Origin of the sequence: Hominimerdicola alba 8 (genome assembly GCF_000178155.2) — a bacterium.
Lineage (GTDB): Bacteria > Bacillota > Clostridia > Oscillospirales > Ruminococcaceae > Hominimerdicola > Hominimerdicola alba_C.
Window position 1 is genome coordinate 21,687 of the sequence record NZ_ADKM02000112.1, and the last position, 22,982, is coordinate 44,668.

The window sequence follows — 22,982 nt, forward strand, 5'->3', positions numbered from 1 at the left end:
TACTATATTATTATATCACCCGATAACGTGCAGTGTCAATCATCATACAGTCCCGAAAGCCGATATTCGGAGTATTTAACAACGCAGCGCCGAACATTAAGTTGTGAATTGCTGTTTTACCGAATATGTAAAAAGTTATAATGATTGATTTTTAAGATGTTGGAAGAATGATCATTCGGCGTTCTTAAACAGGACTATGGTTTCAGAAGATTTCTGTGCAGAAGCAAGCCAAAAACGATAATACAAGTCAATCCGAACATAAAAATTGACAAAATTGACAAAAGTTGACACGAAAGTGTCAACTATATAAAGCCCGAAAAATAGGGCTTTCAGCGGTCAAAACATAAAAGTTGACAAAATTGACAGGGTAGTAAGGATACTTTAAAAAATAAATTTACCATATATTGGAAACTACCTGTTATTTTTTCATTTTTTTCATTACCTTGTCAATATTGTCAATTTTCTCAAAAACAAGGCTTAAACGCCGTAAAATAGGGCTTTTAAAAGTTGACAAAGCAGCGTCGATTTATGTCAGCTTTGTCAACTTTTGTATTAGCGTGCTAAAGTGAAAGGGGTCTGTCCATGAAAAAAATACCTGATGACCGTATATACCCATTTCGTTTCGGGCGAAAAATATACTCCCCGACCTGACAGTCCGTCCACACCGCATGCGTAGAGGAATACACAGAAATACAGCCGTGTTTTGTCAAAATTGATTTACGTGATGCAGAGGGTTGAAAAATATCATTTTGCATGGTATACTTACAATATGATGGTAATATCAGTCAGAAGATGATTGCTATAACGAATAAGTGCGCTGCCTGTCTTTCGCAGCGTATCCCTGTATAAACACCGCACAAAAGAATACCGAAAGGAGATACCATGAGCATTAAAACAGCGGGGAGTCAGATCCCTGACCGCACAGAAGTCCCGCACCAAGACTGCTGTGACAGCATCACTGCTGAACGCCTGCGGCAGATACGTGCCGAGATATGTACTTCGCCCGGCGATTGGTCGGTCGAACGCATGGCAAAGTCTTTCTATATGACAAGGAGCCATTTCAGTGTGCTGTATAAAAAACAGTTCGGTATCTCACCGGGCGAGGATATCCGTGAGATGACCATGCAGTATGCCGCCGACCTGCTTGACAACAGTCAGCTGAGCATTGCGGATATCTCAAAAAAATTCGGCTATACCAACTGTGAGAACTTCATTCGCGGCTTCAAAAAACATTTCGGCATCACCCCGCTGAAATACAGGCACAGGCAATAAGGCTGTACTTTTGTCACTGTCCCCCATATAAGTACCTCTCTGAAAATTTTTGTATATTTATTCCAGTTTTTCACTCTTTGTGAATATATTTTGGTTGACATTTTGACAAAAATGTGTTAAAATAATTTATACAGAATATACGCACTTTGTCTTTATTCGGTATAACATTTAACATAAATTTTCTGATCTGTGGTCACCCCGCTGACATGCCTGTGATGCGTGTTTTTGTATCGCTTTCGTTCGCAGTGTGCCAAAGGGCTGACCATGTCTTTATTTATATTGGGTCTGGTGATACTATGTACGTTGATATTGATATCAGAGTCGCGTTCTCTGCCGTCTTTACTTTTCTGATGATAGCGCTGGGGGCTTGCTCGTTTATAGGCTTTCGGTCGCATAAGGCGATAGGCAGGGCTGTGGCGTGGCTCGACCTTTCACTGCTGCCGCCGATGGCAGGCAACATAATCATAATCGGTTCAAGCGTTGAGATGCGTTCGCTGGTGGGTGCTTATATCTACTATCTGGGGCTTAACGGCGTGCTGGTCGCGCTGGTGAATTTTACCGATATCTACTGTCGGGGCACCGGCAACGGTCAGCAGAAACCTACGGTGGTGTATATCCTGCTGGGAGTAGATTTTTTGCAGGTGTTTGCGAATATTTTCTTCGGGCACGCCTTTGACCTTGAAGCTGTGATGGTGCAGGATAAGCCCTATTACAGGGTAGTACCATACTGGGGGCAGTATCTTCACCGCATCGTTGACTACGCGGTGTTCTTTTGCGTGATACTGATATTCTTTCTGGCTTCGGTGAAGACTTCACGGCTTTTCCGTGAGAAATACACGGTGCTGACGGGTTCTATGATAGTTCTTGGCATCTGGCAGACTTTCTATGTCTTTTCACGCACGCCTGTTGACCGTTCGATGATAGGTTACGGCGTGGTAGGCATACTGGTGTTCTATCTGTCACTTTACCACAGACCCATGCGTCTGCTGGACAGGATGCTGTCAAACATAGTTTCAGATATGTCTGAGGCACTGTTCGTATACGATGCCACAGGCAGGTGCATCTGGGCAAACGAAAAGGGCATGGAGATGACAGCGACTACCGCCAAGACCTTTGATGATGTGTCCGAAGCGCTGATAAAGAAGTTCGGTGAGCGGGAATATTCTACCGCATGGTGGTGTACCAATAAGATCATCGGGAGCGGTGATGATGAGAGATATTACTATATAGAGAACCGCCCTGTAAGCGATGAAAAGGACAGCCTTGCAGGTTCGGTGCTGACTGTGCGCGATAATACCGAAGAACAGCGCAGGCTGAAAAGAGAACTGTACAACTCTACTCACGACAGCCTGACGGGGCTGTACACCAAACAGTACCTCTACGAGTGCGTGCGAAATATGCTGACATCATCGCCAGATACCGCTTTTGTGGCGGTGTTTGTCGATGTAAAGAACTTTAAGATAGTCAACGATATATTCAGTGCGGCATTCGGTGACAATGCACTTAAGCAGATAGCCGAATGGATAAGCCGCGACATGAACGAAAAGTGTGTCTACGGCAGGCTGGCAGGTGATACTTTCGGGGTGTTCCTGCCTGCTGAACAGTTTGAAAATGACAGAACGCGCATTGAAAAAGAACTTGCCGACTTCACGGTGACTGACGGCAATGCCAGCCACCATCTGGTGATGCACTTGGGCGTTTACGAAGTCGCTGAGAGGGATATAGATGTGTCGGTGATGTTCGACAGGGCGCATCTGGCACTTTCTACCATAACCGATGACTACAACACACATATAGCTTATTATGACAATGTGCTTCGCGAAAAAATGCTTTGGGAACAGCGCATTACCGCCGAACTTCGCGAGGCGCTGGATACCATGCAGCTTCGCCCGTATCTCCAGCCCATAACCGACCGAAGCGGCAAAGTTGTCGGTGCTGAGGCGCTGGCAAGATGGATACACCCCGAACACGGCTTCATGTCGCCCGCCATGTTCATACCCGTTTTTGAGAAGAACGGTATGATAACTGAGGTGGACAAGCACATGTGGCGATGTGCCTGCAAGATACTTGCCGACTGGAAAAAAGAGGGGAAAGACCTGTTCATCTCGGTGAACATATCGCCTAAGGATTTCTATTTCATCGATGTGGTCAGTGAGATAAAGGGGCTGGTGGCTGAATACGGCATCGACCCTGTAAACCTGAGGATAGAGATAACCGAAACTGTGATGATGAACGACCCCGAAGAACGCATGCGTGTGCTGGACGAGTTCAGGAAGCTGGGCTTTATCGTGGAGATGGACGATTTCGGCAGTGGCTATTCATCGCTCAACCTGTTAAAGGATATGCCTGTTGATGTGCTAAAGATAGACATGCGCTTCCTGTCGGTATCGGGCAGTAAAGAAAAGGCTAAGACCATCGTCCGCAACATAATCCGTCTTTCGGAGGAACTGGAGATAGCTTCGCTGACGGAGGGCGTTGAGAATGAGAATCAGTACCACAAGCTGACCGAGATGGGCTGTAAGCTGTTTCAGGGTTACTATTTCGCAAAACCTCTGCCGCGCGAGGAGTTTGAGGATTTCACGGCATCACGCGGCAAAATTCAGTGATATGAGGTCAACTTATGATAATACTTGGTTCAAACGGGTTCGAGAACCCGACAGTCTGCAAAAAGCTGGATAAACTGTTCCCCGATAAAACGGGTAAACTGCTGTTTATAAACATAGCCCGATGGGACAGCATGGAGGTCGGACTTTTCGAGAAAGCGTGTGCGGCAGGCATCGGTTTCAGGGAAGAGAATATCACTATTTTCGATGAGAACGACCCCGATGCTGTAAAGGGCATGAAATTTGACCATATAGCTGTCACAGGCGGCAATACTTTCAGACTTCTGCACCTTATGAAAAAGTTCGGGCTTGACAGCCTTGTAAAGGAACACCTGTCAGAGGGTGCCGATTATATGGGTTTTTCGGCAGGCGCATATATGGTCTGCAAAGAGATAGGCTATGTTGATATGTTTGATGACAACATCGATATAACAGACGGCGACTTCACCGCTATCGGGTGGATAGAACAGTATCCGATATGTCATTTTGAGCGCAAAGGCTCAGAATGTCTTGTTATCTGCAAAAACAGGATAGGCGGTTCTCCCGAAATGCTCACCATCGATGAACTTGAACTGAAAATTCTTAAAACGAATGACAGCAAGGAGTTCATATCGGTCTGAAAACTGTTTGGTTTTCAACATGTCGGCACTCAAAATGTTGAAAAATGCCGCGATCATTCAGTACGTCTATAAATATGATAACCATAAAATGACCCCCGCAGGTTATGCTTGCGGGGGTCAGCTTGTGTCAAACATTAATACACTGCCGAGATGTTATCTTTTCACCGCAGGCAGAAAAGATCTCAGCGTTCAGCGCTGTAATTTTATTACGGACTTTTCAACATCACAGCGAAAAGAATGTTGATAAACAGGCGCAAAAAGTCCCCCGCAAATATCTGCGGGGGACAGCTTTGAACTATAAACAGGAATTATCCGCGAACCTGACCGTTGCCTGTTATCAGGTATTTGGTGGTGGTCATCTCGCGCAGACCCATCGGTCCTCTTGCGTGGAGCTTCTGGGTGGAAATGCCCAGTTCAGCGCCAAGACCGAACATCTCGCCATCGGTGAAACGTGTGGAAACATTCACATATACAGCCGCCGCATCTATCCTCTTCTGGAATTCCTGTGCGGAGAACAGGCTTTCGGTGACGATGCACTCGGAGTGACCTGTGGTGTACTTTGTGATGTGGTCTATCGCCTCAGCAAGGTCATCAACTACCTTGATGGAGATGATGTAGTCAAGGAACTCGGTCGCGTAGTCCTCTTCATCAGCGGGTACAACGCAGTCGCCAAGTATCTGGCGGGTCATCTCACAGCCTCTTATCTCGACATTGTGCTTGTCAAGACGCTTTTTCAGCTTCGGCAGGAAGGTTTCGGCAACATCACGGTGTACCAGACAGCTTTCAACAGCGTTGCATACAGACGGACGCTGGGTCTTGCCGTTGTCAACTATCTCTACTGCCATATTCAGGTCAGCGGTAGCGTCAACATAAACGTGGCAGTTGCCTGTGCCTGTTTCTATGACAGGTACGGTGGCAGTCTGCACGACAGCCTTTATCAGCTGTGCGCCGCCGCGCGGTACAAGCAGGTCGATGTACTTGTTGGCTGTCATCATATCATGTGCGATGCCTCTGTCAGTGTCCTCGACCAGCTGTATTATGTCAGAGTCCAGACCCGCACGCTTTACAGCAGTCCTCATAAGGTCAGCAAGGCACTTGTTGGAATTAATAGCTTCCTTGCCGCCGCGCAGTATGACTGCGTTGCCGCTCTTGAGTGCCAGTATAGCCGCATCAACGGTCACATTGGGGCGTGCTTCGTATATCATGCCCACAACGCCCATCGGAACTCTCACGCGTTCTATCTTCATTCCGTTGGGGCGTGTGCTTCCGTCAACGACCTCACCGATGGGGTCGGGATACTTAGCAAGATTTTCGCAGGCGTTTGCCATACCCTCTATGCGGGCATCGTTCAGCGCCAGTCTGTCCAGCAGAGATTCGCTCATTTTGCGCATTCTGCCGTTTTCGAGGTCAACTGCGTTTGCCGCGATTATCTCGTCCTTGCTGTTGCGGAGAATGTGTGCTATCTCCAGCAGAGCATCGTTCTTCATGTCGGTGGAAGCAAAAGCTATCGCGCCTTTTGCGGCTTTTGCCTTCTCGCCCAAAGTGTCAATGTAACCCATTGTTTTTCCCTCCGTTTTTATTTATCTCCCAATTTTGATGTGTATTGCTGATGATACAAAATGGCTGTTCTTTCGTATTGTTCCCCCGCCTTCGGCGGGGGAACAATACACAACCAAATTGGGATTTATTTATTCGGCAGACTTTGCCTGCCGTTAATTCCATCTTACTCTTCAACTATATCGCTGTCGCCGCTCTCGTCAGCCTCAGGGGATGCCTTTTCAGCCGCCGAACCTTTAGCTAAGAACCTTGTGCCCAGTCTGCCTGTTTCAAACAGCCAGTAGAGATTATCAGGGTTCTTGCCGTTAAGGATTATCATATCTATGCCGCTGCTGACAGCTATCTCTGCGGCATTTATCTTAGTTTTCATGCCGCCTGTGCCCATCTTTGTGCCTGCACCGCCCGCCAGAGCGCGTATATCATCGTTTATCTCCTCAACGACAGGTATCAGCTTTGCATCGGGGTCAAGGCGAGGGTCATTATCGTAAAGACCATCTATATCCGACATTATTATCAGAAGGTCAGCGCCCGCTATCTTAGCAACAGTAGCCGCCAGCGAATCGTTCTCGCCCATTTCGAGTTCCAACTCATCTATAGCCACCGTGTCATTTTCGTTGACTATTGGTATAACGCCCAGCTGAATGACCCTTTCAAGCGCGTTCTTCACATTGGTGCGCCTGTCCTCCAGCAGTACGAACTTTGTCAGCAGAAACTGTGCCACATTCAGGCTGTATTCTGCGAACAGCTTGTCGTACAGATACATCAGTTCGCACTGACCCACAGCGGCGCAAGCCTGTTTTGTGGGAGTATCCTTAGGGCGCTCCACAAGTCCTATCTTAGACATACCGAGTCCTATCGCACCGCTTGACACCAGTATTATCTCATGACCCGCATTCTGTAAGTCCGCAAGATTTTTGACCAGTCCCTCAACTCTTCTTATATTCAGCCGACCTGTTCTGTGAGTCAGCGTTGATGTGCCGACCTTTACCACGACACGTTTCTTACTCTTAAGCTCCGACATTTTAAAACTCCTATCTTAAATGGGGGCATAGCCCCCATACCCCCACGCTCGACTTCTGCGCCTCTGCCGACTTTGGCTTTGCGTTCACTCTGGTCGCACACGCCGACTCTGTCGGCGTTGCTCCCGTCGTTCACTCCAAGCCAAAAGGCGCAGAAGCACTTCGCTGTTTGCCATGCTGATATAGCTTGCTGTGTGGAAAATATAATGGCTTTGTTTCGCCCTCATTATTTTTAATGGGGGCATAGCCCCCATACCCCCACGCTCGACTTCTGCGCCTCTGCCGACTTTGGCTTTGCGTTCACTCTGGTCGCACACGCCGACTCTGTCGGCGTTACTCCCGTCGTTCACTCCAAGCCAAAAGGCGCAGAAGCACTTCGCTGTTTGCCATGCTGATATAGCTTGCTGTGTGGAAGATATAATGGCTTTGTTTTGCCCTCATTTTATTATTTATGATTATTTCTAATGGGGACACAGCCCCCATACCCCAAACATCAGCTTTGCTGATGTTGTGCGCACCGCCTGCCAACGCAGGCTATTCACTCATTGCGCGCCACTACGGGTCGCTTCATTCGTTCATACGCCTGCGCGGTGCGCTCTTTGGCATGTTAGACGGCTTTGTTTCGCCCTCATTTTATTATTTTTGATTATTTCTAATGGGGGCACAGCCCCAAATATATTCATTACAACTGACAGAACACTAAACTTCCGCCCCTGTCAATAATTATGAATTATGAATTATGAATTACCAAAGATCTCTCCGAGATTTTCAAAGACAAATTCCTGCGCTTTCGGGGGGAAGACTACCGTTTTGTAGCTTCGGTTCATCGAACTTATCTTCTCCTGTTCGACTATGCCCGCTTCATCGGAAAGTATCGTTGCCGCTATGCGTGTCTTGCCGTTTTCTGCTATCTCGGTCAGATAATTCTCGTTTTTCAGCCAGCTTTTTATCTCTTTGAAGACCAGCTTATTGTCAGCACTCAGCCCCAGCTGTGTGAGTATCTCATCGCAAAGCCTTGTCAGCGGAAGTTCTTCGTTGACCGCCCGCAGGCTTTCAGCGCCCGCCGCGATAAGTTCAGACAGCGTACCGTTCGGGCTTTCGGGGGACTGCCCCTTTTTGTCGGGGTTCTCCCGCAGATACTTTTGTATCTCGCTTGTGAAGTATGCGCCGTATCGCTCCTGCTTTACCCTGCCGACACCTGATATCTCCATGAAATCGCTTTGGGTGACAGGCAGTTTCACGCACATCTCCCGAAGTGCCTGGTCACCGAAAACTATGTATGCAGGCACGCTTGCTTCTGCCGCCAGCCTTGCGCGGAGTTTTTTCAGTCTGTCGAACAGCATTTTGTCGAATGCCGTTATGACATCGCGCGGCTTTGCTGTGACAGCTTTCTCGCGGCTCTTTGCGGGCAGGCGCATCTCGACTTTCTGTTCTCTGTTCATCAACAGCTGTGCGCCGCGCCTTGTCAGCGTGAGTGTGCTGTGTTCAGCTTCGGCTATAAAGCCTTCTGCCTGCAAAAAGCGTATCATCGTGCGAATGCGTGTGGTCGTATCGCTCTTCATTATACCGAATGTGGAAAGCGTATCCAGCCCGAATTTTTTGACCTTGTCATTTCTCTCACTGCCCGTCAGCACAGCCGATACCACCACTGCGCCGAAATGCAGATTTCTCTGGTGAAGTCTGTATATGCAGGAAAGTATCTTCTGCGCTTCCAGTGTGACATCAGTAAGTTCGGTCTCGCCGCTGCAATTTGAGCAGTTGCCGCAGGTACATTTGCGCTTCTCGCCAAAATAGTCCAGTATGAACTGCCGCAGACAGCGTCCCGTGTTGCAGTAATCCGACATCATGCCCAGCTTGGCGTAGTCACGCCTGCGGAGCTGTTCGGCTGTTTCGTCGTCAAGGTCAGGATTATCGTTGGAATTTTCTATCAAAAACTTATTGGTCATGACATCTTTTGGGCTGTAGAGCAGTATGCACTTGGCTTCACTGCCATCTCTGCCCGCACGACCTGCTTCCTGATAATAATTTTCGATATTTTTGGGCATATTATAGTGCAGGACGAGTCCGACGTTCGATTTGTCGATGCCCATGCCGAAAGCGTTGGTGGCGGCTATCAGTTCAACGCGGTCGTAGATGAAATCGTCCTGATTCTTTTTGCGCTCTTCGGGTGAAAGCCCTGCGTGATACCGTGTACAGGGTATGCCGTCAGCCGTGAGTTTTTCGCTGACCTCTTCGACCGCTTTTCTGGTCGAACAGTAGATGATGGCGCTTGTGCCGCTGTTCTCACTGATTATGCGCTTTGCCGCTTCATACTTGTTTCGCTCGTGCAGTACCCCGAAATAGAGATTTTTTCTGTCGAACCCTGTGGTCACACAGAGCGGTTCGCGCAGGCAGAGCAGTCTTATGATATCTTCCCTTACCTGATCTGTAGCCGTTGCGGTAAAAGCCCCGACTGTCGGGCGGTAGGGGAGTTGCGAAAGAAATTCCGGTATGCGCATGTAGTGCGGTCGGAAATCCTGCCCCCACTGAGAAACGCAGTGTGCTTCATCAACAGCCACCAGCGATATCTTAACAGTGCGTGCCAGTTCAAGGAAAGACTGTGTGCAGAGCCTTTCGGGTGCGACATATATCAGCTTATACATGCCCCGCATGGCATTTGACAGCGCAGTGTTATACTGCTGGGGTGTCAGCGATGAATTGAGATAAGCCGCCCTGACCCCCGACTGTATCAGGCTGTTGACCTGATCTTTCATCAGCGATATCAGCGGCGATATGACGATAGTTATGCCGTCGAGCATCAGTGCGGGTATCTGGTAGCAGAGACTTTTGCCTGCACCTGTAGGCATTATGCCTGCCGCATCACGCCCGCTCAGCAGAGCATCTATCAGCGGCTCTTGCCCCTCATGGAAATCGGTGTGTCCGAAGAAATCCCGCAGGACGCTGTATTTATCGGTAAAATCGGTCATTATGGTATCAGCTCTTTCCGAACGATGGTAAGTCAAAATATTCAAAGTATATTATACCACATTTATCTATAAAAATCAAGGGCGGGGCATTTTAATTCATAATTCATAATTCATAATTCATAATTATTGGCGTGGTCGGGAGTTTTTAGTAACGGCGTTGGAAAGTGCGCTCATTCGTGCGTGGTGTCAGCATGACTCACACCTTGCCGTTCTGACCCTTGCCCGCAGACATTCGGTTCATGCCGCACATTTGCTTGTAGGACTATCATTTGCGTGATGGTGGTGCTTTCCTTTGGACTGCGCCCCACCCGCCCGCCCACCTGCTTTTGTGCCTTGACTATAGCGATCCAACTATTTAAATTCACAAGATCCGGTCGCTAAAGCTCGGATTTATGGATTTTGTGACCGGATTTTGTCTGAATTTTAAGGCGGATTGCTATAAACATCATGAATAAAAAAAGGGGTGTTCGTTCAAATGATAATTGTGATGATACGTGCGCTGGTGCTGTACTGTGCAGTCATTGCGGCAGTCAGACTGATGGGTAAACGCCAGATAGGTGAACTCCAGCCCGCCGAACTTGTGGTGACTATCCTGCTGTCAAATATCGCCACCCTGCCCGTTGAAGATATCAGCATACCGATGACGATGGGACTTGTGCCTATATTCACACTGGTCAGCATCGATGTTATCGTGTCCTGCCTGTCACTGAGGTTTCGCGGGGTAAGGCGTGCAGTCAGCGGGTCGGCAAAGCTGATAATATCAAATGGTGAGGTGGATAGAAGGGCTATGCGGGAACTCAGGTTCACCACCGATGACCTCATGGCGGCGCTGAGGTCACAGCAGGTGTTTGATATAAAAGATGTGCAGTTCGCCGTTGCCGAAACAACAGGCACTATCTCGGTATGCCCGAAAAAGTCTGCACAGCCGCCCACTGCCGCAGACTTAGGGCTTTCGCCCGAAGAGAGCGACCCGCCTGTGATGGTCATAAGTGACGGCAAGGTGTCGGCGGCGGCACTCAGATATCTGGGGCTTGACGAAAAGTGGCTCACAAAAATAGTGAAAGCACAGGGCTGTCAGGTGAGCGATGTGTTTATAATGACCGCCGCAGACGCATCTGACTACACGGTGATAAAAAGGGGGGATATGAAGTGAAAAGGCTGTATCTGAGTATTTTTCTGCTTGCTTTGCTGACAGCGGGCAGTATTTTTTCAGCGGCGTATATCGGTAGGGAGAACGACCGCCTGCAAGAATTGTGCGCTGATATACGCGAAGAAGTTCTTCGCGGCGAAGATACTTCCGAAGAGGTGGAAGCTCTCTGTGACGAATGGGAGCGGCACTGTAAGATAATGGCATTCATCGAGAATGCGGCGAACATCTCAGCAGTGACGGCGGAAGTCGCACGACTGCCCGCGCTGTCGCAGACAAATTCCCCCGACCTTATACAGCAGGTCGATGCGGTCAGCGCACAGTGTGCTCTGCTGGCTGAAAGGCAGTACCCGCACATAAGGTCGGTGCTGTAAAAGTCCCCGCAGGAGTCGAACTTGTCGGAAAACGGCTTCAAGTGCCTGTTTTGAAAGCTGTGTGTCCGACATTTTTTGGAACATGGCAAAAAAGTCTGCATGACAAACAATAAGAAAACCGCGTACCTGCAAGATATTACGCAGATACGCGGCTTTGCTTTTATGTGTCCGAAGTTTCATTCTTCGGCAGACTTCTTCTGTATATTCACCACCGCTATGCCGCCGCCGATAAGCATGAGCGCTATCAGGTATTTTATACCGAGTTCATCCGCTTCGCCCAGCAGAAGAGCCGACAGCAGCACTCCGATGACGGGGTTCATAAAGCCGAATATGGATATTTTCGATACATCGTTGTTTTTTAGCAGTATGCCCCATAATGTGTAGGCAACGCTTGATATCAGAGCCAGATACAGAAGTATCAGTATTGCTTTGGGCATGTCCTCAGCGCCCTTGCCCGCACCGCCTGTCAGCATCACGCCCGCATGTCCGAAAACGGTCATCACCAGCCCGCCCAGCATGAACTGCCATCCGCTGAACAGCACCGTGTCGTGGCTGACAGAATACTTCTTTATAAGCGAAGACGAAACGCCGTAGCAAAGTGCCGATGCCGCCACCAGCCCGTCACCTGCGGGGCTGAAAGAAAAGCCCTCAGCAGAGAGGTTTATCAGCAATACGCCCGAAAATCCCAGTACACAGCCCAGTATTTTCCGCGCAGTCAGTTTTTCCATGCCCATAAAGACACTTGCTACAAGTATGGCGAAAAATGTGGTCAGCGAGTCGATCACTGCCGAGTTCACGCCTGTGGTGTGGGCAAGTCCTATGTAAAAGCATATGTACTGCCCGACCGTCTGGAAAAGGCTCAAAAAGGCTATCTTCCCCCACTCGTCCTTGCGTGGTATCAGCAGTTTCTTCCGCCCGATCCCCGCGAAGAGTATCACCAGCGCCCCCGCCAGGAAGAACCTTATCCCCGCAAAGCGGATAATGCGCATAGTTTCGCCGTTTGCTATACCCCAGAGGTCATAGCCTATCTTTATCGAGGGGAAAGCACTGCCCCACAGAAAACAGCAGAGCAGTGCGCCCAGAAATACTCCCGCGCCTTGTTTGAATTTTTTCGATATCTTCAACATGATGATTCTCATTTCTATATGTATATTTCTGCCGCCGAGATCGCGGACACGGGTTTAATTTTACTACATAACGGCGATAAAGTCAAGTGGTGCGGGAGTGCTGTTTATCCAAAGCAAAGACCCTCACCTTTCGCAAAGTGAGGGTCGATGTCATTGGGTGTAGTTATAATAACTTAAAAACCTGAGCAATTGCCCGACAGCTTAGCGCCGCCGATGTTGTTCTTGCCGTTCTTGGAAGTACAGCTGATTATCTTAGCCACACCGAAAGTTACCTTGTAACCCAGTGCGGAAGGAGTGCCGCTTGCAGGCCAGTTGAAGTTGTACTTCTTGTTGCTGTCGCCTGTGCAGTTCTCCATAGTAACAACGCCGTTCTGGTTGTTTCTGTCAAAGCCCGAAGCGTAGTTGCCCTTAGCAGTGCAGCCCTTAAGAACGTGGTTGAGCGGATCGAGGTGAGCCTTTTCGCCGTCAGTCTTGTTGTCAACGCCGCCCATCTTGAAGCCGTTGCCGTCGCCGTAGATGCCGTCGCAGTAGCCGTTGTAGTTAGCCTGGCAGTTAACAAGGGTAACTGCGCCGTGAGCAGCATAGCAGTCCCAGCCGTCGTCGCTGTTGTAGTCAGCGATGCAGTTCTCGTAATAGTTGCCTGCACCCGAATGCAGCTTGTTTGCGAAGCCGTCGGCGTTTTCGCCCTTAGCATCTGCATTGTGGTGAGAATGGCAGCTGTAGAACTTGTTGTTGGAGCCGCCGTTGCATACCTGGAAGCCTGCGTCCTTGTTATAGCAAGCCTCAACGTTCTTGAAGGTGTTGTTGGAGCCTGTGATGTACAGACCGTTATCGGAAGCGTTCTTTATGCAAACGTTCTGTACGGTACTGCCGTTGCCCTCGAAAGTAAGACCTCTGCCGTTGCTGCCCGAAGTAGACGAGAAGTCGATGACAGCGGAGTTCTTGCCTGAGATGTTAACGCCTGCGGGTACCTTTACAGCGCCCGACTTTACTGTGCCGTTGATGACAACGGTATCGCCCTTTTTAGCCTTGCTGAGTGCAGAAGAAAGGGAGGTGCCGCCGTTCTTTACTTCAAGGGAAGAACCCGAAGAAGATGAACTGCTTGAAGATGAAGAACTGCTGCTTGAAGAAGATGAACTGCTCGAAGAAGAGCTGCCCGAAGATTTGCTTGCGCCTGCGGAAGTTGATTCAAACTTGAACTGCTGGCAGGCAAGTCCGTTATAAGTCCACTGGTTGATGTTGGCGCTGTCTTCTGTTGACCAGCCGTAAACATCTACCGCTTTGGATTCGCCGCTGTTTTCGGTCTTAAGGCAGTAAACGCCTGAAGAACTTTTGACTACCTTGAACTTCTGTGCGTCAGCGCCGTTGGCAGACCACAGGCGGATATTTGCACCGTCGGTGTTGGCACCGTTCTCGACATCGAGCATACGTCCGCCTTTCAGACCGCTTCTGATAGTGATAACGTTATTGCCGAGATTGGTGACATACCACTTCTGGTTATTGCCGCCGTTGCCTTTATACTGGATAACGTTGGAACCATCGGCATCTTTTTTGCCCGATACATCGAGGTATTTCTGGCTGTTGACATTTTTGATATAATACCAGCCGTCAGAGATGTAATTGGACGCTGCGAACGCATTGAGCGGTACAGCGGTGGTCAGTGCGGATACAGCTATACCGACAGCCGCAGCCGCAGAAGTTAATTTTTTTGCAATACTAAATCTTGACATTTTAAATTCTCCTATAAAGTCTTGGGGACATTTCATTCCGCGAAAAGAAACTTTCATGTTGCGCAGATTTGTAATTACAAGAAAAATTATATATCTTAACCAATTGTTTATCAATGGACAAAACGTGAATGGATATTTCAAATTCGGATAAATAGCCGTCAATGTGTGATATTCTGTTCAAATTCTATTGAAAGTTTTTGTGGGTTAAGAATAATTTAAAATGGGTTCATATTACAAACTGAATTAATCACAATACAAATATCGGAAAATGTGCGTACAAACGCGGAGCAACGCACTTGTGATGGTACATCTTGACGGTGAGGCGGAATGGCAGTGGGATATAATTATTTTAGCTTCGGAGCGCGGACATTTTCGAGGTTACGACCCGACTTTAACGGACGGCTTGTTTTTGGTTTTTACACCAAATTTTCAGCTTCCCCCCTTGAAAAGATAATGTAAAAGTTGTATAATATCCTCATATGATACATAAAAGGAGATATGACGATGCAATACTATCAGCCGAACGATGAACTGACCTCTCCCGTCCTTAAAATGGACGTTCTCAGGTCGGTCATAGAAAATCCATACGGCAGACAGGTCGTGATCAACGGTATTCCCGACGGTGTTCAAGATAAACCGCCCTCTGACAGCAAGGGAGGCGGTGCGGCGGCGTTTCTGCTGATTTTTATGTTTATCGGAGGCATCATCGGTGCGGCAGTATTTTCGCAGATAAACCCGCCGCTGTGCATAAGCTGTATAGGCGCGATATTTTTGGTGATAGGGCTTGTCACTGCGGTGCAGAGCAAGAGCGGTCCTGTTTTTCTGGTGGCGCTGATCGGTCTGCTGATGACGGCACTGCCGATAGTGTATGTTTACGGCAAGAGTCACCCTGACAGTTTTCAGCTGACCACGACAATGATAATAAAGCTGATACTTGTGCTGATGATATTGGTGGGACTGGGGCTGATGATATTCCCGCACATTTCGCACAGCAAGGAGATGTCGCGCTGTTCACAGGTTGTGAATGCAAAGTGTATCTACCGCACATTCCACACTAAAAGCACCAATACCCACAGCACCATGAGAAATACTGTCGGCGGACGCGCCCACAGTATAACAGTCTATTCACCTGTATGGCAGTATGAGGTCGGCGGGGTGATATTTGTGACTTGTGAAAACATCTACACCAACTTTGATGTACCCGAAATAGGCGAAATAAGAGAGATACGCTTTGACCCGCGCATGCCGTCACACATTTACAGACCGATGGGCGGCACAAGGCTGATACCGACGATAATAGGCTTGATGTTCGTTGTTTTGAGTACGATAACACTATTTGTGATGAAGAATAATATATGATATGTGAAGCAGACCCGAAAAAGGTCTGCTTTTTTATGCCCTGAAAAGGGGAGCGGACGGCGGGGGCAAGCCCCTGCCCTACAATTTGGGAATGCAGAAACGGAAATGCGAGCGGTTTGCAAGTGTATGAGATCGGCGTTTGAGGGGGCGGTGATGAGGTCGGCGGAAAAATATGGCAATTAACGCTTCGTTAACCGAAAATTGCTATTTACAAATTTCCCTTTTTGTGTTATAATAATCGTGTATGTAGGTTTTAAACCGTTAAATCGTTAAATCAGATTTCTGATAGAAAGAGTGACAGATATGGTATTTCGTTGTGAACTTAAAAAAGTGGTGGACGACACTTATGATATCGAGATAGGTCACGGGCTTCAGGAGAAGCTGGTGGCTGACCTTAAGGCGGGTCTGACAGGCAGGCGCAGGTTCGCGGTGATAACTGACAGCACCGTTGAGGGGCTGTATGCAAAGGATATCTTTGAGATGATAAAAGCGGCAGGATTCGGGGCTGAGATGTTCGTGATACCTGCGGGCGAGAAGTCGAAAAGCAGGCAGATGAAAGAGTTCCTTGAGGACAGCATGCTGGAAAAGGGTTTCAGGCGCGACTGTGCGGTCATCGCGGTGGGCGGCGGCGTTGTCACCGACCTTGCGGGATTTGTGGCAGGCACTTTCGGCAGAGGTGTGCCGTTCGTCAATTACGCGACTACTCTTCTGGCGGCGGCAGATGCTTCGGTGGGCGGCAAGACTGCGGTGGATACCCCTCTTGCAACGAACCTGATAGGCATGTTCAACCAGCCCGAAAAGGTCTACCTGGACATAGATACATGGAAAACACTGCCCGAAGAGCAGATAGCGAGCGGTCTTGCGGAAACGATAAAACACGGCTGTCTTGGGGACAGGGAACTGTTTGAGTACCTTGAAGAGAACGTTGAGAAGATATTCGCGGGCGATGTGGCGGCGTGCGAGTACATAGCTGAGCATAACTGTGCTGTCAAGTACAAGGTGGTAATGCAGGACGAGCGTGAGAGCGGTCTGCGGGAAGTGCTGAATTTAGGGCATACCGTTGGTCGTGCCATAGAAACTGTTTCGGATTACAGACTGCTTCACGGTGAAGCTGTTGCCATCGGCACAGTGGCACAGGCAAGGCTGGGCGAGAAGTACGGGTTCGTTACCGAAGAGGAAAGGGCGCGGGTGGAAGCGCTTCTTGAAAGGGCAAAACTGCCTGTGCGCATACCCGATTACATTGACAAGGCGGCGCTGGTGAAGAAGCTGTACACCGACAAAAAGGTGCGTGACGGCAAGCTGAGGTTCGTGTTCGAGAAAGGCATCGGTGAGGTGGTGCAGTTCGGTGAGAACTGCTTTGCAAAAGAGATCGCAGAAAATGAGATAGCCGAGATCATCGCACAGATGTGAGGGCGCAGGCGTTCTTCGGTGCTGAGGTTTTGGCGGCGCGCGGACAGCCTGTATGACTGTGCCGCTGAAATGCGGCTTTTGTGGGAGTTCCCCTATTATTACATCCCAATTTGATTGTGTAATACGAAAGAACAGCCATTTTGTATCATCAGCAATACACATCAAAATTGGGAGATCATTACAAAAAGGACTTGATGAGATGAACATAAAGATAACCCCGAAAAAACTCAGCGGGGAGGTAACACCTCCTCCGTCAAAATCTGCGGCGCACCGCATGCTTATCGCGGCGGCGCTGGCTGAGGGCAATTCGGTCATAGACAGGCTTTATCCGTCTGTTGACATACTGACCACTGTTGATGCAATGCGTCAGCTGGGTGCAGAGATAACTGTCGAGGGCGAGAGGGCTGTGGTGAAGGGCATAGTAAAAGCCCCAGAAAAAGCGGTCATTGACTGCTGTGAGAGCGGTTCGACACTGAGATTTCTCATACCTGTGGCGGCGGCGCTGGGGGTCGAAGCGACTTTTCTCGGCAGAGGAAAACTGCCCGAAAGACCCATAACCCCATATTTGCAGGAATTTCCGAAACACGGTGTTGAGTTTGACTACAGCGGCACTATGCCGTTTACGATAAAAGGCAGGCTGACGGGCGGTGTGTTTGAGATAGACGGCGGTATATCATCGCAGTTCATCACGGGGCTTTTGCTGGCGATGCCGCTGACCAAAGAGGGCGGCGCGATAAAGCTGACATCGAAGCTGGAGTCGCGCCCTTATGTGGATATGACTCGCGGTGTGATGGAAGAACTGGGCGTAAGGGCAGAAGTTTCCGACAGCGGCTTTGAAGTGGCGGCGGGGCAGAAGTATCAGCCTTTCAGCGGGGCGGTCGAGGGTGACCATTCGCAGGGGGCGTTCTTTGAAGTGGCAGATGCACTCGGCTCAAAGGTGGAAATTTCGGGGCTAAATGTAAATTCTTTTCAGGGCGACAAAAAAATCATTGAAATATGCAGAGAAATGGTGTATAATAAAGATGGCGCACTGCGTCCGTTTGAAGTCGATGTGTCTGACATACCCGACCTTGTACCCATACTGGCGGTGCTGGCGAGTTTCTGTGACGGCGAGAGCCGCATAACAGGTGCGGCAAGGCTTCGCATAAAAGAGAGCGACAGGCTGGCGGCTATGGAAGAAACTCTGAATGCGCTGGGCGGCGATGTTACTGCGACTGAGGACAGCCTTATCATCAGGGGCAGAGATACACTTGCGGGCGGCGTGACGGTATCGGCGCACAATGACCACCGCATAGCTATGGCTATGGCGATAGCGGCGACAAGGTGTGAAAAGCCCATCATTATAGAGGGTGCGGAATGCGTCAGGAAGAGCTACCCCGATTTCTGGGAAGTTTACAGGGGGCTGGGCGGTATCGCTGAGGAAGTCTGAGCGGTCGGACTTATAGCAATCCGCCTTAAAATTCAGACAAAATCCAGTCACAAAACCCATAAATCCCAGCTTTTGCGACTGGATTTTGTGAATTTAAAAAGTTGGATTGCTATAGCTTAAAAGAGCGCGGCATGACGGGCGGCTATGTTACTGCGGCTGAGGGCAGTCTTATCATCAGGGGCAGAGATGTGCTTGCGGGCGGCGCGGTATATTTGAGATGGTCTGCGAAAAGGGGTCGGTATAATGGACTTTTTTGATGGATTTGAGTTTGGTGAGCCTTACAAGGGTACACCTATTGAAGAAATAAACGATGTTCTTCTGCCTGAGGATTATCTGGCGTTCATGCGGGAGCATAACGGCGGTGAGGGCGAAGTATGCGGCAATTATCTGGTGCTTTTCCCGCTGGAGGAATTGCAGGCGGTCAACGACAATTACGACATCGCAAGTGAACTTGAAGGCTGTGTCATAATAGGCGGTGACGGCGGCGGTGAACTTTACGGCGTGGACGAACAGGGCAGATACTTCAATGTACCTGCCATCATCGAAAAAGAAGCGGTGAGATACATTGGCAGCAGTTTTGAGGGATTTCTTAAAAATATAAAAACGCTGTGGGAGGAATGACTGCATGACCATCGACAGGATAGACTGGCATTATGAAGATGCGGAACAGCTTTATGCGCAGACGCATGAGGTGGAAGGCGAGTACACCGAAGAGCAGTACCGCGAGATAGAACTGAAAGCGTCGAACCACATCGGGCTGTTCATAAGATGGATAATGGACAGACGGTTTGAGGGCGAGGAGTGCGCGAAAGAGGGCTGTGACAAGGTAAGGAACGGCGAGATATCGGGCGCGGAATATTTGCTGGACTACTGTGACGGCAAGCTGTGGGACGTTGATGTAAGAAGCGATATAATGCCGTTCGTAAACGCATATTATGTCGAGAGCAGTGACTTTTTCGGTGATTACTGTGAGACATGCGGATTTGAGGGCGAGGAAGAAGCTCCGGCTTACGGCTTCATCAGCGGTGACGGTGACTACAGCAGGCTGAAAGAGCGCATCGACAAGGCATACGAAAAGTTCTGTGAGGGGAATAATGGCTGATTACATAACCTATCTGCGCACAATGGTGGGGCATGAAGCTGTCATAATGGCGGCGGCGTGCGCGGTCATCGAGGACGGCGGCAGGATACTTTTGCAGAAGCGTCCGAGCGGTCTGTGGGGACTGCCCGGCGGTATAGCCGAACTGGGTGAAGCACTGCACGAAACGGCGGTGCGGGAAGCCTTCGAGGAAACGGGGCTTATAACCGAAGCGCGGGAACTTGTGGGGATATACTCAAAGTATGATGTGGAATGCACGAACGGTGACAAGTTACAGCCTGTGACGGCACTTTTCAGGGTCGAAGCCGTGGGCGGAGAACTGAGATGTGACGAAAATGAAACGCTGGAACTTAGATATTTCAGCAAAGAGGAACTTCCTGAGATATACTGTAAACAGCACAGGGATATGATAGATGACTGGTTCGCGAAAAGGCGGGGAGTGTTCAGATGAAGCGTGAGGGCGGCAAAATGGGAGCGTTCAGGCGGCTTTTTAGCGGCGATGCTGAGGGCGCGGGAGCGTCTGAGGGCGGCAAAATGGGAGCGTTCAGGCGGCTTTTTAGCGGCGATGCTGAGGGCGCGGGAGCGTCTGAGGGCGGCAAAATGGGGGCGCTCAGGCGGCTTTTTGGCGGCGATGCTGAGGGCGCGGGAGCGTCTGAGAACGGTAAAATGAGGGCGTTCGGGCGGCTGTTTAGCGGCGATGCTGAGGACACGGGAGTGTCAGAGGACGGCAAAATGGGAGCATTCGGGCGGCTTTTTAGCGGCGAAGCTGAGGACACAGGAGTGTCTGAGGGCGGCAAAATGGGAGCGCTCAGACGACTTTTTGGCGGCGATGCTGATACAGAAAAACATCAGTGACGGAGGATAGCAAGATGGGATTTTTCAGCAGACTTTTCGGCGGGCAGAATGACGGTCAGCCGAAGAATGATAAGGCAGATGCAGGTGAAGAACCGGGCATGCTCAGGACTGTGAGAAACGGCGGCTACGACAGGACGCAGACTTTGCTGGCGGTCGATGCGCTCAACAGGGAACTGATGATGCTGACAGAGGTGAAAGAGGCGCGTGAGAATGGTCGGATAATGGCTGTGCCGCCGCGTCAGACTTTCAATATGCCGAACAAGGTCGGCAAGGGCGGTTTCAGTGAGGAAGATGTTGAGAAGTATCTGGCGTATCTGACAGATAAGCTGGAAGAGATGCGCAGAGAACTTGGCGAGTAGCGAGGTTCGGGGACTGCGGCGTTTGGAACTTGCGCTCGGGCTATCTGTACGGTGGACAGGGGGCGGCGGGGGCTGTATCGTCACGGAGATGCGGTGCAGCATCTGCGGGGCTGAGGGATGGGAGCAAGTCATAAGCAGAAGATGTGTCAAGCACAGTTCAGAAATCGTGGTTTATGTGAAAAGTCTAATGAACCATGACTTGTGGACCGCGTTAGTAAGGACAGAGAATACATAGAATAGGGAGGACAGAATATGTCATCAACTTGGAAGAATAATATCAGCTTCACCGTGTTCGGTGAAAGTCACGGACCTGCCATCGGCGTGTGCATGGATAACGTTCCGCCCGGAGAGAGCATAGATGTGGACAAGATATACAAGTTCATGGCGCGCCGCGCCCCTAAAAAGGACGGCACCACGACCATGAGGAAAGAGAGCGATATCCCGCAGATAATATCGGGCTACCACAACGGCAAGACCACAGGCACTCCGCTGGTGGCTATGATAGCAAATAATGACCAGCATTCGCAGGACTATAACAATATCTCGAAGCTGGCAAGACCTGGTCATGCCGATTACACCGGTGCGCTGAGATATCGCGGGTTCAACGATATTCGCGGCGGCGGGCATTTTTCGGGCAGACTTACTGCGCCTTTGTGCTTTGCGGGCGCAGTGGCACAGCAGATACTTGAAAAGCGCGGCATCTATATAGGTGCGCATATCGCTGAGATTCACGGCATAACAGACAAGTCATTTGACCCGATAAACACTTCGAGGCAGGACATAATAGATCTGAAAGAGAAGGATTTCCCTGTTATAATAGATGTTCAGGGCAACGAGATGAAGAAGGAGATACTGCACGCGCGTGAGGAACAGGACAGCGTGGGCGGTATCATCGAGTGCATCGCAATAAACGTGCCTGCGGGCATCGGTTCGCCTATTTTTGACGGTCTGGAAAATTCCATCGCACAGCTGATATTCGGCATACCTGCGGTAAAGGGTCTGGAATTCGGCGCAGGTTTTGATGTGGCGAAGATGACAGGTTCGGAAAACAATGACGAGTTCTATGTTAACGAACGCGGCATTGTTGTGACAAAGACCAACTCTCACGGCGGAATACTGGGCGGCATATCATCGGGCATGCCCATCACGCTGAGAGTGGCTGTAAAGCCTACGCCTTCGATATCAAGACCGCAGGAAACTATAGATTACTCGGCAATGAAGAATGAAACATTGGTGGTAAAGGGCAGACACGACCCCTGCATAGTCCCGCGCGCAGTACCATGCGTTGAGGCGGCAGTGAGCCTTGCTGTGCTGAGCCATATGCTCGAATACCCAAATTTTTAGACAACTTCCCGAAGGAGGGTGATCACAACGATAAATAACCCAGAAAACTTCATTTCCGGGAACATGAAATATGTCACAGAGGCGTATCGCGTGCAGATATTGCTGGCATATTTCCTCAATAAGATAAACCAGCTGTGTACCCCTAATCAGCTGACCGAGATCGCAACAGGGGAGGGTATTGTCAACTATTTCGACTATACCGCCGCTGTCAGCACAATGCTGGAAAACGGTACGCTGGAGATAACCGAGATAGAGGGCACAGAGTATTACCGCCTTACCGAAAAAGGAAAGGCGGGCGTTGAAGTCTTCAAAAAACAGGTCGAGAAAAGCCTGCGCGACAAAGTGTACGCCGCAGGTCTGAGGCTGTTCGCGCGGCTTAAAAGCGATATGGATATCTGCTTTGATATCGAGCCGATGGGAAGTGGTTTCAGCGTGGGCTGTAAGTACAAGGACGGCGATATGACGCTGATGGACATAAACCTGTACGCCCCCGATGAAGATCAGGCGAATTTTATCAGATCAAAGATAAAGATGAACCCGACGGATTTCTATTGCAGGGTCATAGACTATATTATAGAGAACGAAGAGTATGTGCCGAGCGTTGCTGAAAGCGACGATGGCGCGGGCGATGATAGTGCTGTGGAAGAACAGTATACGCTATGGTGATAATAAAGCGCGGTAAAGGCTAAATACCGCGCTGTTTTTTTATATG

At 49.6% G+C, this 22,982-nt stretch carries 21 protein-coding genes; 16 read left to right on the forward strand and 5 right to left on the reverse strand.

Annotation, left to right across the window (positions count from 1 at the left end; genetic code table 11):
* Window positions 1-882: 882 nt before the first annotated feature.
* The 3 genes from CUS_RS13450 to CUS_RS18760 all read left to right on the forward strand — a co-directional run bounded on the left by CUS_RS13450 (window position 883) and on the right by CUS_RS18760 (window position 4,495).
* On the forward strand, window positions 883-1,272 hold the full coding sequence (locus tag CUS_RS13450) for a helix-turn-helix transcriptional regulator (protein ID WP_002851626.1): 390 nt from the start codon (window positions 883-885) through the stop codon (window positions 1,270-1,272).
* A gap of 296 nt (window positions 1,273-1,568) precedes the next feature.
* The gene (locus CUS_RS18755; protein ID WP_002851638.1) at window positions 1,569-3,878 is read left to right on the forward strand and encodes a putative bifunctional diguanylate cyclase/phosphodiesterase; all 2,310 of its coding nucleotides are present in this window, start codon (window positions 1,569-1,571) and stop codon (window positions 3,876-3,878) included.
* Window positions 3,879-3,892: 14 nt separating this feature from the next.
* Window positions 3,893-4,495 (forward strand): Type 1 glutamine amidotransferase-like domain-containing protein, encoded by a 603-nt coding sequence (locus tag CUS_RS18760; RefSeq protein WP_002851588.1) that lies wholly within the window; start codon window positions 3,893-3,895, stop codon window positions 4,493-4,495.
* A gap of 308 nt (window positions 4,496-4,803) precedes the next feature.
* Here CUS_RS18760 and CUS_RS13470 read toward each other — a convergent pair whose 3' ends face one another.
* The 3 genes from CUS_RS13470 to recQ all read right to left on the reverse strand — a co-directional run bounded on the left by CUS_RS13470 (window position 4,804) and on the right by recQ (window position 10,037).
* Window positions 4,804-6,054: a glutamate-5-semialdehyde dehydrogenase gene (locus tag CUS_RS13470; RefSeq protein WP_002851608.1), complete on the reverse strand. Its 1,251-nt coding sequence runs from the start codon at window positions 6,052-6,054 to the stop codon at window positions 4,804-4,806.
* 164 nt (window positions 6,055-6,218) lie between these two features.
* On the reverse strand, window positions 6,219-7,073 hold the full coding sequence (gene proB / locus CUS_RS13475) for a glutamate 5-kinase (RefSeq protein WP_002851591.1): 855 nt from the start codon (window positions 7,071-7,073) through the stop codon (window positions 6,219-6,221).
* A gap of 735 nt (window positions 7,074-7,808) precedes the next feature.
* A complete protein-coding gene (gene recQ, locus CUS_RS13480) occupies window positions 7,809-10,037 on the reverse strand; it encodes a DNA helicase RecQ (protein ID WP_002851650.1) in 2,229 nt (742 codons plus the stop codon).
* Between the two features lie 475 nt (window positions 10,038-10,512).
* On the opposite strand from recQ, the gene CUS_RS13485 reads away from it, so the two are divergent.
* On the forward strand, window positions 10,513-11,190 hold the full coding sequence (locus CUS_RS13485) for a DUF421 domain-containing protein (RefSeq protein ID WP_002851597.1): 678 nt from the start codon (window positions 10,513-10,515) through the stop codon (window positions 11,188-11,190).
* Window positions 11,187-11,558, forward strand: a complete 372-nt coding sequence (locus CUS_RS13490; RefSeq protein WP_002851585.1) for a DUF4363 family protein — start codon at window positions 11,187-11,189, stop codon at window positions 11,556-11,558. Before CUS_RS13485 ends, CUS_RS13490 begins: the two co-directional genes overlap by 4 nt.
* A 176-nt stretch (window positions 11,559-11,734) precedes the next feature.
* Here CUS_RS13490 and CUS_RS13495 read toward each other — a convergent pair whose 3' ends face one another.
* Window positions 11,735-12,685 carry a DMT family transporter gene (locus tag CUS_RS13495; RefSeq protein ID WP_002851594.1) on the reverse strand — a complete coding sequence of 317 codons (951 nt, stop codon included), beginning with the start codon at window positions 12,683-12,685 and terminating at the stop codon, window positions 11,735-11,737.
* Window positions 12,686-12,858: 173 nt separating this feature from the next.
* Window positions 12,859-14,415, reverse strand: coding sequence for an RICIN domain-containing protein (locus tag CUS_RS13500; RefSeq protein WP_002851631.1), 1,557 nt, complete (start codon window positions 14,413-14,415; stop codon window positions 12,859-12,861).
* Between the two features lie 504 nt (window positions 14,416-14,919).
* On the opposite strand from CUS_RS13500, the gene CUS_RS13505 reads away from it, so the two are divergent.
* From CUS_RS13505 to CUS_RS13550, 11 genes are all read left to right on the forward strand, one after another.
* Entirely contained in the window at window positions 14,920-15,774 is an 855-nt protein-coding gene (locus tag CUS_RS13505) for a hypothetical protein (RefSeq protein WP_002851625.1), read from the forward strand.
* Between the two features lie 303 nt (window positions 15,775-16,077).
* Window positions 16,078-17,184, forward strand: a complete 1,107-nt coding sequence (gene aroB, locus CUS_RS13510) for a 3-dehydroquinate synthase (protein ID WP_002851646.1) — start codon at window positions 16,078-16,080, stop codon at window positions 17,182-17,184.
* Between the two features lie 199 nt (window positions 17,185-17,383).
* Entirely contained in the window at window positions 17,384-18,613 is a 1,230-nt protein-coding gene (aroA, locus tag CUS_RS13515) for a 3-phosphoshikimate 1-carboxyvinyltransferase (protein ID WP_002851587.1), read from the forward strand.
* Window positions 18,614-18,714: 101 nt separating this feature from the next.
* Complete coding sequence (locus CUS_RS19905; protein ID WP_157769534.1) at window positions 18,715-18,870, forward strand: hypothetical protein; 156 nt, start codon at window positions 18,715-18,717, stop codon at window positions 18,868-18,870.
* Window positions 18,857-19,234, forward strand: a complete 378-nt coding sequence (locus CUS_RS13520; protein WP_002851629.1) for an SMI1/KNR4 family protein — start codon at window positions 18,857-18,859, stop codon at window positions 19,232-19,234. Before CUS_RS19905 ends, CUS_RS13520 begins: the two co-directional genes overlap by 14 nt.
* A 4-nt stretch (window positions 19,235-19,238) precedes the next feature.
* Window positions 19,239-19,715 (forward strand): hypothetical protein, encoded by a 477-nt coding sequence (locus tag CUS_RS13525; RefSeq protein WP_002851606.1) that lies wholly within the window; start codon window positions 19,239-19,241, stop codon window positions 19,713-19,715.
* A complete protein-coding gene (locus CUS_RS13530; RefSeq protein WP_002851660.1) occupies window positions 19,708-20,163 on the forward strand; it encodes an NUDIX hydrolase in 456 nt (151 codons plus the stop codon). Before CUS_RS13525 ends, CUS_RS13530 begins: the two co-directional genes overlap by 8 nt.
* Window positions 20,160-20,567, forward strand: a complete 408-nt coding sequence (locus CUS_RS13535) for a hypothetical protein (RefSeq protein ID WP_002851610.1) — start codon at window positions 20,160-20,162, stop codon at window positions 20,565-20,567. The genes CUS_RS13530 and CUS_RS13535 overlap by 4 nt, the downstream gene beginning before the upstream one ends.
* A 14-nt stretch (window positions 20,568-20,581) precedes the next feature.
* Entirely contained in the window at window positions 20,582-20,926 is a 345-nt protein-coding gene (locus CUS_RS13540; protein ID WP_002851583.1) for a hypothetical protein, read from the forward strand.
* 252 nt (window positions 20,927-21,178) lie between these two features.
* On the forward strand, window positions 21,179-22,270 hold the full coding sequence (aroC, locus tag CUS_RS13545) for a chorismate synthase (RefSeq protein ID WP_002851624.1): 1,092 nt from the start codon (window positions 21,179-21,181) through the stop codon (window positions 22,268-22,270).
* Window positions 22,271-22,360: 90 nt separating this feature from the next.
* Complete coding sequence (locus tag CUS_RS13550) at window positions 22,361-22,936, forward strand: DUF4364 family protein (protein ID WP_227945297.1); 576 nt, start codon at window positions 22,361-22,363, stop codon at window positions 22,934-22,936.
* Window positions 22,937-22,982: the final 46 nt, after the last annotated feature.